Source organism: Maribellus maritimus, assembly GCF_022267315.1.
GTDB classification, from domain to species: Bacteria; Bacteroidota; Bacteroidia; order Bacteroidales; family Prolixibacteraceae; genus Draconibacterium; species Draconibacterium maritimum.
Map to the genome: position 1 here is coordinate 145,025 of NZ_JAIKLE010000015.1, position 14,751 is coordinate 159,775.

Annotated in this window: 11 protein-coding genes; 4 read left to right on the forward strand and 7 right to left on the reverse strand. The window is 39.5% G+C overall.

The window, feature by feature from the left end:
• Positions 1 to 29 precede the first annotated feature (29 nt).
• The 4 genes from K5G00_RS14850 to K5G00_RS14865 all read right to left on the reverse strand — a co-directional run bounded on the left by K5G00_RS14850 (position 30) and on the right by K5G00_RS14865 (position 5,321).
• Positions 30 to 1,490, reverse strand: coding sequence for a TrkH family potassium uptake protein (locus K5G00_RS14850; protein WP_238766965.1), 1,461 nt, complete (start codon positions 1,488 to 1,490; stop codon positions 30 to 32).
• Between the two features lie 105 nt (positions 1,491 to 1,595).
• Positions 1,596 to 1,949: a hypothetical protein gene (locus tag K5G00_RS14855; protein ID WP_238766966.1), complete on the reverse strand. Its 354-nt coding sequence runs from the start codon at positions 1,947 to 1,949 to the stop codon at positions 1,596 to 1,598.
• Between the two features lie 150 nt (positions 1,950 to 2,099).
• Complete coding sequence (locus tag K5G00_RS14860; RefSeq protein ID WP_238766967.1) at positions 2,100 to 4,481, reverse strand: S9 family peptidase; 2,382 nt, start codon at positions 4,479 to 4,481, stop codon at positions 2,100 to 2,102.
• A 15-nt stretch (positions 4,482 to 4,496) separates the two neighbouring features.
• Positions 4,497 to 5,321 carry an aldo/keto reductase gene (locus tag K5G00_RS14865; RefSeq protein ID WP_238766968.1) on the reverse strand — a complete coding sequence of 275 codons (825 nt, stop codon included), beginning with the start codon at positions 5,319 to 5,321 and terminating at the stop codon, positions 4,497 to 4,499.
• A gap of 171 nt (positions 5,322 to 5,492) precedes the next feature.
• Between K5G00_RS14865 and K5G00_RS14870 the strand changes: the two genes are divergently transcribed.
• A complete protein-coding gene (locus K5G00_RS14870; protein WP_238766969.1) occupies positions 5,493 to 6,743 on the forward strand; it encodes an aspartate kinase in 1,251 nt (416 codons plus the stop codon).
• A 91-nt stretch (positions 6,744 to 6,834) separates the two neighbouring features.
• Positions 6,835 to 8,151 carry an efflux RND transporter periplasmic adaptor subunit gene (locus K5G00_RS14875; protein WP_238766970.1) on the forward strand — a complete coding sequence of 439 codons (1,317 nt, stop codon included), beginning with the start codon at positions 6,835 to 6,837 and terminating at the stop codon, positions 8,149 to 8,151.
• Positions 8,152 to 8,264: 113 nt separating this feature from the next.
• Here the strand turns inward: K5G00_RS14875 and K5G00_RS14880 are convergent, their stop codons facing one another.
• Entirely contained in the window at positions 8,265 to 9,389 is a 1,125-nt protein-coding gene (locus tag K5G00_RS14880; RefSeq protein ID WP_238766971.1) for a carboxypeptidase-like regulatory domain-containing protein, read from the reverse strand.
• A gap of 103 nt (positions 9,390 to 9,492) precedes the next feature.
• Between K5G00_RS14880 and K5G00_RS14885 the strand changes: the two genes are divergently transcribed.
• Both K5G00_RS14885 and K5G00_RS14890 read left to right on the forward strand, forming a co-directional pair.
• Entirely contained in the window at positions 9,493 to 10,149 is a 657-nt protein-coding gene (locus K5G00_RS14885; protein ID WP_238766972.1) for a hypothetical protein, read from the forward strand.
• A 39-nt stretch (positions 10,150 to 10,188) separates the two neighbouring features.
• Entirely contained in the window at positions 10,189 to 10,791 is a 603-nt protein-coding gene (locus K5G00_RS14890; RefSeq protein ID WP_238766973.1) for a 3-keto-disaccharide hydrolase, read from the forward strand.
• Positions 10,792 to 10,823: 32 nt separating this feature from the next.
• Here the strand turns inward: K5G00_RS14890 and K5G00_RS14895 are convergent, their stop codons facing one another.
• Both K5G00_RS14895 and K5G00_RS14900 read right to left on the reverse strand, forming a co-directional pair.
• A complete protein-coding gene (locus tag K5G00_RS14895) occupies positions 10,824 to 11,579 on the reverse strand; it encodes a carboxypeptidase-like regulatory domain-containing protein (protein WP_238766974.1) in 756 nt (251 codons plus the stop codon).
• Between the two features lie 161 nt (positions 11,580 to 11,740).
• Positions 11,741 to 14,368: a valine--tRNA ligase gene (locus tag K5G00_RS14900; protein ID WP_238766975.1), complete on the reverse strand. Its 2,628-nt coding sequence runs from the start codon at positions 14,366 to 14,368 to the stop codon at positions 11,741 to 11,743.
• Between the last annotated feature and the right edge of the window lie 383 nt (positions 14,369 to 14,751).

Sequence of the window (14,751 nt, forward strand, 5' to 3'; positions counted from 1 at the left end):
AGGTTTGTCTCCCAAAAACATTGATTCGTTTATAAACGCCAGAAAGTCCGGGTGAAAATAATTAGGACAGAATAAATTTCGAGTCTTCCTATTACCATCAAAAGGGTAAGAAAGTATTTGGCTCCGTCGGGTAAATGAAGAAAATTGCTGACAGGGCCAACGGTTCCAAATCCGGGCCCGATACCGCCCATGCAAGTTGCCGATGCACCAAATGATGTGGCGGCATCTTGTCCGAAAGACATCATAATCAGTGTGCTGACCATTAATATAAGGTAATACAAAATCACAAATGCAAGTACTCCTGAGATATATTCGGATTGTACAGCGCTTCCGTTATATCGTATTACATTTACAACGTTGGGTTTTATCAAGGTTTTAAATGAATGTCTTATTTTTTTTAAGGAAATAAGATGCCTGATAACTTTCACACCGCCGCCTGTTGACCCGGAAGACGCTCCGATTAACATTAAAAGGGCAATGAGTAAAGTCGCCTGTTCAGGCCATTTCAGATAATCAGCAGTGGCAAAGCCGGTTGCCGTTAAAACAGAAACAACTTGAAAAACCGAGTCTCGGAAAGCCTGTTCAAGTTTGAGATGTTGCTCAAAATATAAAAGTCCGGTGATGGTAGCACCAACTACCAAAATAATAAAGAGGTACAACCTTAGTTCTTCATTTTTTATAAAAGTGCGGAATTTCCCTTTTAACAAAATAACATGCAAAGAAAAATTGATTCCGGACAGTAACATAAATAAAGTTATAATGTATTGAATGTAAGGCGAAAAGCCTGCGATGCTGTCGTTTTTGGTGGAAAAACCACCGGTTGCAACCGTGGCAAAAGCGTGACAGACACTGTCAAAAAGCGACATTTTCCCGATCAGCAGAAAAACTATTTCTATAAATGTTAATCCGATGTAAACGAGCCACATGTTCCGGGCAGCATATCTGATTTTTGTTGATATTTTTTCATCTGTAACACTCGAAATTTCAGAATAAAAAAGATAAATCCCGTTAATGTTCAGAAAGGGCATAACTGCTACCACCAGAACAATAATTCCCATTCCGCCAATCCAGTGAGTTTCAGCTCGCCAGAACAAGATACTTTTTGGGAGCGACTCAATATCGGCAAGAATGGACGAACCAGTTGTGGTAAATCCCGATATTGATTCAAAAAAAGCATTTACAAAATTCGGAATAGTTCCGGTTACCAGGTATGGAATTGTACCGATTAGTCCGAGCATAAACCAGCTAATGCTCACGATAAAAAAGCTTTCCTTCCGCGATGGTTCACTGTGTCGTTGGTTTTTGGTGAGAATATTTAACGAAAGTCCTAAAAGAAATGCAAATACCGATGCCAAAAGAAGCTTTTCTGTAATTGTTTCGTGATTTAAAGCTGAAACAAAAACAGCCAGGAACATAAACAAACTTTCAAAAGAAATTACAATTGAAAGAAAATGCAGAATCAGAGAAGGATTTATTTTTGCTTTAAACATTGTGTTAAAATTCAACGGGCTAAAACAATCCGTAAATGGTAAACAATCAAACTGTTGTTTTAGGTTCGATTTTTTAAAATTTTTGTTTTAATTGGTCAATGTGCCTCAGTCGATGTTAAAAACCGGAGGAGGCAGGTTGGTCTGTTGAATCAAAACAACAACCGGTAAAATATCATTGTTAGTATATTTCGCAGGTAAAGAAGTTTGGGTAATCTTTTTTTTTGAGAATGTTTTTCTGGTTAGCTCACCAAAACTCTTATCTGTATCCTCAACTTCCTCTTCAATAAAAGAGGGGATTTCGGTGGAGGTGTCACAAATAAAATTCAAATCTTCTGAACAAACAATGTTGCCTGTTGAATTGATTTTTTGTATAGATTGGTTGAACTGTCCGGATAAACAGAAAAACAGGCAAAAAGCAATGGGGGAGACCCATTTGAATATTTTTAAATAACTTTTCAATTCTGTCTGTTTTAGAAAACAAAGGTAAACAATGTAGGACAGTTTTGAATTTCAGCAAGTTAAATAATCCGATATTTTATAATAAATTAAGAAAGTAAAAATGTCAATAATTCAATCTTGACGTTTTTACTTTCTGGAGGAGCAATATTTTTATTTTAGATTTTCTTCAAAAAGGTTAAAAATTCGTTTGTATTCATCAGTCCAGCTCGATGGTTCCACAAACCCGTGTGCTTCAACGGGATAAACAGCCAGTTCCCAGTTTTCTTTCCCCAGTTCAATCAGACGTTGCGACAGTCGCACGATATCCTGAAATTGAACGTTGTCATCCACCATTCCATGGCACATCAGAAGCGCGCCTTCCAGGCCTTCTGCAAAATAAATGGGTGAACTTTGCCTGTAGGCAATACTATCTTCCACCGGGGTATTTAAAATATTCGCAGTGTAACCGTGGTTGTAATGTGCCCAGTCGGTAACAGAACGAAGTCCGGCTCCGGCGGCAAAAACACCGGGTTCTGTGAACATGGCCATCAAAGTAATAAATCCGCCATACGACCCTCCGTAAATTCCGATTCGATCAGGCGAAACATTGTACTTTTCGACTAACATTTTAGCACCATCTACATGGTCTGAAAGATCTTTACCTCCCATGTGGCGGTATATTCCTGTTCGCCAGTCGCGGCCATAACCAGAACTGCCACGATAATCGATATCTAAAACAGTGTAGCCATTGTCGACTAAAAAGTTGTGGAACATAAATTCACGGAAATAGCTGCTCCACCATTTGTGTGCATTTTGCAAATAGCCGGCACCATGCACAAAAACAACAGCAGGGCCATTTTTCTCTATATTTTCAGGACGGTATAAACGTGCATAAACTTCCGCTCCGTCTTCAGCACTAAAAGTAATAAACTCGGGCACCCGCCATGAATAGGCATTAAAATCATCAGTTGTTGACTGGGTTATCTGAGTTGCTTCGGCTCCGGGTTTATTTTCCTGTAAATACAGTTCCCAGGGTTTGTTGGCATACGAATAACGGATGGCAAGATATTTTTCATCGGGAGAAAGCGTTACTTCGTTGTTGCCTTCCATCGATGTAATTTGTGTAAACTCACCTCCCCAAACCGGCATCCGGTAAAAATGCATTACTCCGGGGTGTACTTTGTTGGCGACGAAATAGAAATATTTTTTATCATTAGAAATGGAAGCTTCGGAAACTTCATATTTTCCCGAGGTTAATGCTTTTTTTGCCTTTGTTTCCGTATTTACGGTGTATAACTGAGAGTAACCACTTTCTTCCGACTGAAACCAAACAGATGTCCCGTCGGGCATCCAGCCAATACTGCCTGTTGAATATCCCCAACTTCCGATTCCCGGGCCACCTATCCATGCTTCGTCATGTTGACGATCCAGTAGATCGAGTTCTCCTGTTGCCGGATCGAGAAGTAAAATCCACCTGTCTTTGTGATCTGCAGCAAGAGCCACTAAAATGGCTTTATCGCTTTCGGGATTCCATATCGGACCAAGTAGGCTAAGTCCCCGATTTTTTAATTCAGCATCATCTTTGGCCTTTTTATCCGGATAATCGTTTAAGTATTCAGGCAGGTCTTTTAATCCGGGAATATCATCTGTTTTAATTTTAACAGTTTTGTTATTTTCAATATCAAAAATCCCCATTTCAGAGTTCGCCTGCGGGCTCCCAACTTTTGCTCGTGCATCACGTTCTTCTGTGTACCCCGATTCTGTAACAAAGTGAGTAACCGATGTCGATTTTTGTCCTTGCGGCATTTCAAAAGTGGAATAAATAACAAATTTCCCTGTAGGGCTCAGTGAAGCGTCTCTTAACCTGTTTTTACCCAAGTATATTTTTAGTGGTTCCGGTATTTCCTCTTTTTCCCGTTGTCTTTCACGGGCATTGTTCATGGCTTCTCTTTCTCTTAGTACATCAAACAGTTCCATTTGCTGCTTTTCCAGCCACTTGTCCTGTCCCTGACTCTTTCTTTCCGGTCGTTCATCACCCGGAGAAAAATTAGTTATTTGCTTTATTACGCCGGTTTCCAAATTCAGCAAAAAAAGATTCTGATCGAGTAGGAAAGAAATGTGCGAATCATCAAGCACAAACTGAGGGTCTGAGATTCGTTTTAACCAGTCGGTGAGTTGCTTTTCAGTTCTTTTTTTCAAATCGAAAAGATACAGATTCCCATTTTTGATTGCTACTTTTTTTGTGTTGTCTGAATTATAATCGGAAAACCGGCCAGGTAAATTTTGCTGTTCTTCCAACGAGACTTTCTCTGTTTTTCTGCTTTTCAGATTATAGGCATAAAGCGATGAAAGCGTGTCCATACCGGGATTCCAGTTAAAGTATATTTTCGAACTGTTGTCATCCCAGGAGATTCTTTCAGGAAGTGTTCCAATCCAGTGGTCTGGATTCTGCATGATTTTTTCAATCGTAAGTACACTTTTATTATTTTTTTGAATTTGTGCCTGTACACTTAAAGCACCGAGAATAATAATAAACAGCAGCAGTTTTTTCATCGTATTTTTTTTGAATTAAAAGCTAAAATTATTTGGATCCGGCCCAATTCTGAGCGATTTATCCAACCGGTCGATTTTTAAAATGTCTTCCTCACTAATATTAAAATCGAAGATGTCCGCATTGGAAGAAATTCGTTCCGGATTTGATGATTTTGGAATAGTTACCACCCCTTTTTGAATATCCCAGCGCAAAACAATCTGAACCGGTGTCTTTCCGTATTTTACTGCCAGTGCCTGAATTACCGGTAAGTTATTTACTTTTCCTTTGATAATCGGACTCCAGGCTTCCAGTTGGATTTTTTTCTCCTGACAATATTTTAACAATTCGGGTTGAACCAGTTCCGGGTGAAACTCCACCTGGTTAACGGCGGGCAACACATTGCATCGGGGTAAAAATTCTTCAAGGTGATGAATCATAAAATTACTGATACCAATGGCTCTGATTTTACCTTTTTGGTACAACTCTTCCATTGCTTCCCATGTTTCTGCCGAGCGCTTCCCTTTGGGCCAGTGGATAAGATAAAGATCAATATATTCGGTTTGCAGCTTCCCGATACTTTCTTCAAAAGCGCGCAGGGTAGTTTGGTACCCCTGATCGCTGTTCCATACTTTTGTTGTGAGAAAAATATCCTTCCTGGGAATACCACTTTGTTTTACTGCGTTTCCAACACCTCTTTCGTTGTAATACATAGCAGCAGTGTCAATACTCCGGTAGCCACAATCCAAAGCATGAAGAACTGCTTTTTCAACTTCCCCTCCTTCCCGGGATTCGAATACTCCCAATCCCAGCCAGGGCATCTCTACTCCGTTATTTAGTTTTACTTTCGAAGAAATATTCATACATAAGCTATTTTCAGAGCGCAACTAAATTAATCAATTTTTCAGAGGAAGCCTTGTTTGTTTTGTATTGAATATATGATGATAATATTTCTTTAGTTTTGCTGAAAAATATTATTTTACGCCTTTCGTTTAAAAATGGGAGTATTCCCTGCACAGAGAAAATATCGGACAATGAAAATATTTAAGTTTGGTGGCGCTTCTGTTAAAAGCGCGGAGGCCGTTAAAAATGTAACCCGTATCCTGGGAAAATACAGTGAGAACCTTGTAGTTGTCGTTTCAGCAATGGGAAAAACGACCAATTTGCTGGAAACGCTGGTGAGAGCCTATTTTAACAGAGAGGAAAAAAAATACGAGATATTTCAGGAATTTAAAGCTTATCATAAAGAAATAATGGATAACCTTTTTGATGGAAACGGAATTCCTGAGTCGGTTACCTTTTTATTTGTTGAACTTGAAGCGAAATTGAAGAAGGTTCCTTCACTCGATTTTAATTTTGAATACGATCAGATTATCTGTTTCGGGGAGCTGGTTTCTACACAAATCATAAGCGATTATCTGAACTACGCAGGAGTAAAAAATCAGTGGATTGATATTCGTGCCTGTCTCCGAACAGACGATAATTTTCGCGACGCCTCAATTGACTGGGAATGGACAGAAGAGTTGGTTCAGGACACATTCCGGTTTAACGGACAGAACTTATATATTACTCAAGGTTTTATTGGTTCTACTACCACAAATTTAACCACATCACTGGGGCGCGAAGGTTCAGATTTTACAGCTGCCATTTTGGGGAATATCTTAAATGCTGAAAGCGTTTCTTTTTGGAAAGACGTACCGGGTGTACTGAGCGCAGATCCCAAAAAGATGGATGGCGCTGTAAAAATTACTGAGTTATCGTATCGAGAAGCAGTTGAGATGACGCATTCAGGAGCTCAGATTATTCATCCCAAAACAATGAAACCTCTTCATAATAAGGGTATTTCGCTGTATGTAAAATCGTTTTTGGAGCCTGAAAATTCCGGAACTGTAATTCATAAAATCGATCATAAAATAGAATTGCCTCCAATTTTTATTCTAAAAGAAAATCTGGTATTGATTACCTTATCTCCTAAAGATTTTTCATTTATAAGCATTAATGACATCGACCGCGTAGTCAATTTTTTGCTGGAGAACCGGGTGAAAGTTACCCTCATGCAACAGTCGGCAATCGATTTAAATCTTGTAATTGATGCGCCTGAGGCTGATTTGCAGGAGATTTTTCTGGAACTGAAACCATTCTACACCGTCAGGTACAACACCGACCTTACTTTAATCACAATCAGGCATTACACAGAAGAAGTTTTAGACTGGATGGTCAAAGAAAAAGATATTTATCTGGAACAACACAGCAGGCTGACGGCAAGAATGCTTGTAAAACAATAAAGATTATTTCAGAAATTATTTCTTTATCGCAACCAATAAGTTGTAATTTTAAGCGGACTCGACTGACATATAAAACAAAACTTCGACAATTATGAATCAGAAAAAGATACTACCATACGCAATTGTTTTGCTTGTTGTTGCTATTATTGTTTTGGTTGTTGGGAAAAAGGCCGGTTGGTTTGGGCAGGAATATGCTATTAGCGTTGCTACCGAAACGGTTGAAAGTAAAACAATAACAGAACAGATTACAGCCAATGGTAAAATTCAACCTGAAACGGAGGTGAAAATTAGCCCCGATGTTGCCGGTGAAATTGTTGAGTTATATGTTGAAGAAGGCGACGAAGTAAAAGCCGGTGACTTACTATGTGTGATTAAGCCTGATATGTATGTTTCGGCATTAAACAGGGCACAGGCGACGTTGAATTCTTCGAAAGCCCGATTGGCACAGGCCGAAGCACAACGAATTGAGCGGGAGATGGCTTTTAAAAGGGCAAAACAGCTTTATGACGGAGGCGCTATTCCAGTTTCGGAATACGAATCTGCCGAAGCCTCTTATAAAGTTGCCCAGTCTGAGGTTCGGGCTGCTGAATTTTCAGTGAAAAGTGCTGAAGCCTCGGTATCAGAAGCTGACGAACAATTGAGAAAAACCAAAATTTATGCACCTATCGCTGGAACCATTTCGGCTTTAAATGTTGAAAAAGGTGAACGTGTAGTGGGAACCAGTATGATGGTTGGTACTGAAATGATGGTTGTTGCCGATTTAGACAGGATGGAGGTGGAAGTGGAGGTCAATGAAAATGATATTGTAAAAGTCTCAAAATACGATACGGCTTTGGTTGAGGTAGATGCTTATTTGCAGCGGAAATTTAAAGGAGTTGTCACTGAAATAGCCAACTCGGCAAGCACTACCGGGACCGCAACCGACCAGGTGACCAATTTTGAGGTAAAGGTATTTTTGCTGGCTGAGTCCTATACTGATCTTGTTGATTCTGTTTCCGGTAATTTATACCCGTTTCGCCCTGGGATGTCGGCCACAGTTGATATTCAAACAGAAACGCGTGAAAATGTTATTTCTGTTCCTATTTCTGCTGTTACAACACGTGTGAAAAAGGAAGGTGGCGGAACAGAGGAAGTGAAAGACGAAAGCAATTCGCCGGATGAGGATGGAGAAGAGGAAGTTATTGAACGTGAAGAAAAACAGGAAGTTGTTTTTGTTTTGAAGGACGATGTTGTTCGAAAAGTGGAAGTTAAAACCGGTATTCAGGATAACAACAGTATTGAAATATTGGAAGGAATTTCAGAAGGGGATGAGGTAGTTATTGCGCCTTATAATGCAATAACAAAATCGCTGAAGGACAGTATGCTGGTAAAAAAAGTAACCGAAGAAGAACTTTTCAAAGAAGATTAAAAATAAGTAAGGGCTCATAAAAAAAGCGTTTTGTATTTTTTTACCAAGCGCTTTTTATTTAATCAAACAATTCCTTTAAGATACAGGAATAGTCGTCAACCTTTAAATTTTTTTTATTCTCCTGAAAAATAGTCTCTGTTTTGCAAGGCGGTTACATTAGTCGTTTGCACCTGGTTAACTTTTAAACTGATTTGTTCCTGAATTTTGCTGCCATCCATTTTGTATTTCTTTTCAACCTGTATAAGTTCCGGTTTTAAATTGGCGTAGCTAACTGTATACTGATACGAAACATCCTTTTTTACTTTTAGGCTGGAATTCGTTACTGCCAGGGATCGGCCCTGCAAACTGTTTTGTTTTGAACGGATAGTTCCTTCAATTTTTTTAACGGAATAATCTTCTTTTTCAATCGTAATTTTTCCTTCAAAAAAAGTAGCATAAAAGTCACCCGAACCAGCCAGTGTTGGAACGGTTTGTTTGAAAGCGATAGTCCAGCATTCATCACCATTTACAACCGGCTCATCTTCCAAAGTCAGTCTGAAATCGGCGAGAAGATCGGGGTTTAATACGGAAGATCCCGAACGAACCCAGTCAAAATCAAGCAATTCGCCAATGTTATTTGTTCCGGTTGAAAAACGATAGTCGGTTTCATATTCCGAGTCTTTTTTTACGACATATTTTACCGACTGAAAAGCATCAAGTTTCGACGGATTGGTGTAGCCACTCTTGTCATAAATTGTAACGCTTGCTTTCTGATTCGTTTGTGTGGTGTCGTTTGTGGTTTTATTGTTCTCGTAACTGCAAATCAGGTTATAAGGTCCGCCAATAAAGTTATAGGGAGTGTTTTCTGCAGCCATTCGAAGAATTCGTATTAAAACTTTGGATTGGGCGGCAACATCAATATTCCCAATATCGTACGATTGCGACTCAAGTTTAATCACACTATATTCTTTTCCATACAGCTCGGTAACCGGAAATGTTTTGTTTTTAAAACCCACTGCTGAGAAATAAATGTTTTTTGATGCAAGTTCTTCAGGGATTTTTAGTTCAAAATCACCATCTGCATTGCTGGCAGTCCCATACAATGTGCCCTCTAAACCGATGTTGGTATAAGCTACCGGTTCGTTGGTTGCTACATTGATAACTTTTCCTTTAATGGTTTCAATAATTTTTGACCCGTTCTGCGCCGAAGCAACCCATGTAGAAAAAAAGAGCGTTACTATTATAATTATTTTCTTCATTTTCTTTTTGAATTAAAAGTAATAAATAAATACCATTCACACTTATATAACGTTATAATAGGGGATTATTATTTATATCTTTGTTAAAACAAAAACGAAAAATATGTCAAAAAAATATTTTATACTTTTCTTTCTTGCAATTACAGTTTTAATGAGTTCGTGTGTATCAAAAAAGAAATTTCTTGAGATGCAGGGTGGCAGGTTAAAAGCCGAGGAGCAGGTTCGGCAGTTAACCGACGAAAATAATGCACGGGCAAAACGAATTGAAGCGTTGATTTCCGATTTTGAAGCCATGAAAAATGAGCTGATGCAAAGTAACGCAATGAAAGATCAGTACATTGACTCATTGAATAGCGAGGTTTTTGTTTTAAATGAAAAATTAAGTCAGCAAAATGAATCATTGGAGCAAACCAGCTTTAATCTGGATTTTGAAAAACAGCGCTTAACAGCAGCTATAGAAAATAAGGATAAATCTATTCGCACACTCGAATCGAGGGTTGCCCAGATGGAAAGCCAGCTGGATGCAAAAACACAGCTTGTTGACCAGTATAGTTTTGATAAGCGTCAACTGGCGGAAAGAATAAGTGTTTTGGAAGGGCAAGTGAATTCGGGTGAAAAGAAAACTACGGATTTGCAAAATCAGCTTGAAAAAGTGAAGTCGGAAACAGAAAATCTGAAGGCTCAGATTAAAGAAAAAGATGAAACCATCACGCGGCTGGAAAATAATGTAAAATTGCTGAAAAAAGAATTGGGCCGGTAAAACGAATAAAACTAAAACATATATAACGAACTACCAACGATGAAAAAAACATTATTACTTCTGATTTTATTTGCATTTGCAGGTACTTTTATGGCTTCTGCCAAAGACGGGAAAGCATTATTCAACGGTAAAAATCTAAAAGGATGGGTCGTTCACGGCACTGAAAAATGGTATGTTGAAGACGGTCTTTTGATTTGTGAAAGCGGACCCGATGAGGAATATGGCTACCTGTCAACCAAAAAATTTTACGACGATTTTGATTTAACACTTGAATTTCTGCAGGAAGCTGACGGCAACTCCGGAGTATTTTTTCGTTCAACATTTGAAGGAACCAAAGTAAGTGGATGGCAGGTGGAGGTTGCTCCGCCAAATCACGACACCGGTGGAATTTATGAATCGTACGGAAGGGGATGGCTTGTGCAGATTCCTGATGAAAAAGAAAACATCCTGAAAATGGGAGAGTGGAACAAAATGAGAATCCGTGTTGAAGGCGGTCATGTTACGACATGGTTGAACGACACAGAGATGGTTGATATAAAAGATGAAAAAATTGCAAAAGGCAAAGGTGCGATTGCGTTGCAAATTCACTCCGGCGGAGGGATAAAGGTGAAATGGAGAAATATTAAAGTCATTGAATTATAATTACATGAACCACTCTTTTGGGGGTGGTTTTTTTATTTTAGCCTGCCTTCTCTCTTATAAATTTCGAAGTATTCCAGAATAGAAGCACGGACCTGATATTCAGTTGATGTGTAAGGCAATACATCTTTCCCGTTAAACCAAACCATAAAAGTGTCAGCTTGTGGTTCAGTCATTCCTGTCAGAAAGATGACCATTTCTTTGTTGTAATTTTGTGAATGCATTTCCCAGTTTTTTTCCAGGGCTACGGCTTTTCTTACTTCTCTTTTTTGTTTTTCGCGTTTGCTTAAATGGTAGTGCCAGAACGAGATTGGGCTAAAAAGTGCCGCAACCACAGGTGGTTTTTCATTAAATGCATCGCCTCGCAATTCAACAGGAATATCAGTTGGTTTGCCTGTTTCCAGACCAAGATCAACGTTTGGTCGTTCCCCTTTTACCTGAACCTCCCCCAAATTGTAGTTCATCGGTTTTAACAGAAAAACCAAAACACTGTTCCCGTTATAATTATAAGGCACTTTTAAAACCGCCTTCTGATAACCTACCGAGGATACTACCAAACTATCAATGTTTAACATTTCAAGCGAGAAGAAGCCATCGGCATTTGTTATGGTTCCGCTGTGGGTACGGTTGTTTACGATGTTGGCATAAGGCACTGCGGAACTGTCAGCTGCACTGATAATTTTTGCCTGCAGCCGGATTAACATCGGGTCCACAACGACATCGTCCTGGGTATAACCATTGAGGGCAACAGCCAGCAGAAAAAAGAATATAGTTTTGTTTATTGTTTTCATTGCCATTCAAAAAACCGGCTATAAAAGTATTCAATTGGTTTTAGAAGGCCTGAAAGATAACATATTTTAACGGCTTTTTTAACATGATTTAAGGAGAAGGAAGCTCTTATTGTTAGCTACTCCTTGTTGTCTGTTTTGAAACCAAAATCAGCAACTTGTTTTTATTTCATCCCCGCAATCCTTTCTTCCAGTACCTTTATTTTTGCTTCGGCATCGGCTTGTTTTGCTTTTTCTTTTGCAACCACCGCTTCCGGAGCATTGTTGACAAAACGTTCGTTGCCCAGTTTTTTCATCACCGAATGAAGAAAGCCTTTTGTATATTTGAGTTCTTCCTCCAACTTTTTGAGTTCTTCTTCCTCATCAATAAATCCTTCCAGAGGAATATAGAAATTTGTTGACTTTACCCGGAAGGAAGCGGCGCCTTTTACCTCTTCTCCAACAGATTCAAGAGATGACAGGTTCCCCATTTTTGCAAGAACACTGTCAAAAGCGGCTTCGTAACCTTTGTCTCCTTTTTGTATTTTTAATTCCAGCGAATCTTTGTTCGGAATATTTTTATCTTTTCTGATTTTACGAATACCCGAAATGGCTTCTTTTACATTTTCAAAAGCTAAAAGCAAATCAGCATCAAATTTTTCAGCCTTTGGAAGTTGGCTTATCATAATGCTTTCATCCTCTTTTCTCTCGCTTAACAGTTGCCAGATCTCTTCTGTTATAAACGGTGTGAAAGGATGCATCAATCGTAACATCTGGTCAAACAATTCAACTACCTCGTTATATGTTTTTGCATCAACAGGTTGCTGGTAAGCCGGTTTTACAACTTCAAGCAGCCAGCCCGAAAACTCGTCACGTACCGATGTGTAAACCGTCATAAGCGCTTCGGAAACACGGAATTGTTCAAACTGTTTGTTTAACAGGACGACTACTTCATTCAGTTTATTTTTAAACCATTCGATGGCCAGTTTTGAGTGTTCCGGCTGTTCTATTTCAGCAGAAACTTCCCAGTTTTTTACCAGGCGGAAAGCATTCCATATTTTTGTAGCAAATCCTGCTCCCTGTTGAGGTAAGCCTTCATCAAAAAGCAAATCGCCACCTGCCGGAGAACAAAGCAGCATTCCAACCCTTACTCCGTCTGCTCCATACTTGGCAATCAGGTCCAGCGGGTCGGGAGAATTTCCCAATGATTTGGACATTTTTCTTCGCTGCGCATCGCGAACCATTCCTGTGAAATACACATTTTTATAGGGGAGTTCATCACGGTATTCATACCCGGCAATAATCATTCGGGCTACCCAGAAGAAAATAATATCCGGCGCTGTTACTAAATCCGAAGTCGGATAATAATAATTCACTTCTTTGTTTTCCGGATCACGAATTCCGTCAAAAACCGAAATGGGCCAGAGCCAGCTGGAAAACCAGGTATCCAGTGCGTCCTCGTCTTGTTTCAGGTCGGCTGCTGTTAAACCGGAATTACCCGACTTTTCTTTTGCAAGCACCAGTGCTTGTTCAACAGTCTCGGCACAAACATGAGTTCCATCGGGTAAATAATACACCGGTATTTGATGCCCCCACCACAACTGGCGGCTGATACACCAATCCTTGATGTTACTCATCCAGTGGTTGTATATATTTTTAAATTTTGCCGGATGAAATTTTATGGTGTCATTCATCACATTTTCCAGTGCCGGTTTTACCAGTTCATCCATTTTCAGGAACCACTGCGCCGAAAGTTTTGGCTCGATAATCACATCCGTACGTTCCGAGAAACCTACTTTATTGGTGTAATCTTCAATTTTAACCAGATTACCGGCTTTTTCCAGTTCCGGAACTATTTTATCTCTCACATCAAAACGATCTTCCCCGATAAACAGTTCGGCTTTTTCGCTTAATGTTCCGTTGTCGTTAAAAATATCGATGGTAGGCAAATTGTGTTTCAGCCCGATTTCATAGTCATTAATGTCGTGAGCAGGAGTGATTTTCAGACAGCCGGTTCCAAATTCCATGTCCACATATTCATCCTCGATAATTGGAACAGAACGGTTAACAAGCGGCACCAAAACGCGTTTCCCTTTGAGGTGAGAAAAACGCTCGTCAGCCGGATTTACACAAACCGCGGTATCGCCCAGAATAGTCTCCGGGCGGGTGGTTGCGATTGTTACAAAACCATCTTCTCCTTCAATTTTATAGTTGAGGTAATACAGTTTTCCCTGCATTTCCTTGTAAATCACTTCTTCGTCGGAAAGTGCTGTTTTGGCAGCCGGATCCCAATTTACCATCCGAACGCCGCGATAAATCAGTCCTTTGTTAAACAGGTCAACAAAAACTTTAATTACCGATTCACTTCGGGCCTCGTCCATGGTAAAAGCAGTGCGTTCCCAGTCGCAGGAAGCACCCAGTTTTTTTAACTGTTCAAGGATAATTCCGCCATGTTTGTCTGTCCAGTCCCAGGCATGTTTTAAAAACTCTTCACGGGAAAGATCATATTTGTCAATTCCTTCAGCACGCAGTTTATTTACCACTTTGGCTTCCGTTGCAATTGAAGCATGGTCGGTTCCGGGTACCCAACAGGCATTTTTACCGGTCATACGAGCCCGTCGAACCAAAATATCCTGAATGGTATTGTTGAGCATGTGCCCCATATGCAATACACCTGTAACATTAGGTGGTGGTATGACAATGGTGTAGGGTTCACGTTCGTCGGGTGTTGAATGGAAATAGTTGTAGTCCATCCAGTATTTATACCACTTGTCTTCTACTTTGGCCGGGTTGTATTTACTCGGAATTTCCATGTTTTCTTTTTCAGAGTTCTGACTAAAAATTTTTGAGGTGCAAATGTACAAAAAAAAGCCTGCTTAACGATGGAGGAAAATAAAGAGATTTTGTCCCGCTGTCGGGAAGAAATCTGTTAACAAAACTTTTACAGCTTGAAACTTATATTTATCTTGAAGTTCATTCAGAAACCATTACGAATTAAATGTAAACTAACGAGATGTAAATCATAATGAGTATTTCAACTAAAACTAAAACAACGGTTGCAGCTATAACACTGCTAATTGCATTTGGATGCCAGAGTATCTCTGCTAAAAAGCAACCCGGTATTGAAGATTTAACTGTTTATGTCAATCCTTTTATCGGGACACACAAAGAGGGACATACCTTTCCCGGGGCATGT

What these genes read in the sequence shown, in the direction of transcription:
- K5G00_RS14895 (WP_238766974.1), bottom strand. Translation starts at nt 11,579, where the DNA reads ATGAAAACAATAAACAAAACTATATTCTTTTTTCTGCTGGCTGTTGCC.
- K5G00_RS14860 (WP_238766967.1), bottom strand. Translation starts at nt 4,481, where the DNA reads ATGAAAAAACTGCTGCTGTTTATTATTATTCTCGGTGCTTTAAGTGTA.
- K5G00_RS14900 (WP_238766975.1), bottom strand. Translation starts at nt 14,368, where the DNA reads ATGGAAATTCCGAGTAAATACAACCCGGCCAAAGTAGAAGACAAGTGG.
- K5G00_RS14850 (WP_238766965.1), bottom strand. Translation starts at nt 1,490, where the DNA reads ATGTTTAAAGCAAAAATAAATCCTTCTCTGATTCTGCATTTTCTTTCA.
- K5G00_RS14885 (WP_238766972.1), top strand. Translation starts at nt 9,493, where the DNA reads ATGTCAAAAAAATATTTTATACTTTTCTTTCTTGCAATTACAGTTTTA.
- K5G00_RS14865 (WP_238766968.1), bottom strand. Translation starts at nt 5,321, where the DNA reads ATGAATATTTCTTCGAAAGTAAAACTAAATAACGGAGTAGAGATGCCC.
- K5G00_RS14875 (WP_238766970.1), top strand. Translation starts at nt 6,835, where the DNA reads ATGAATCAGAAAAAGATACTACCATACGCAATTGTTTTGCTTGTTGTT.
- K5G00_RS14870 (WP_238766969.1), top strand. Translation starts at nt 5,493, where the DNA reads ATGAAAATATTTAAGTTTGGTGGCGCTTCTGTTAAAAGCGCGGAGGCC.
- K5G00_RS14880 (WP_238766971.1), bottom strand. Translation starts at nt 9,389, where the DNA reads ATGAAGAAAATAATTATAATAGTAACGCTCTTTTTTTCTACATGGGTT.
- K5G00_RS14890 (WP_238766973.1), top strand. Translation starts at nt 10,189, where the DNA reads ATGAAAAAAACATTATTACTTCTGATTTTATTTGCATTTGCAGGTACT.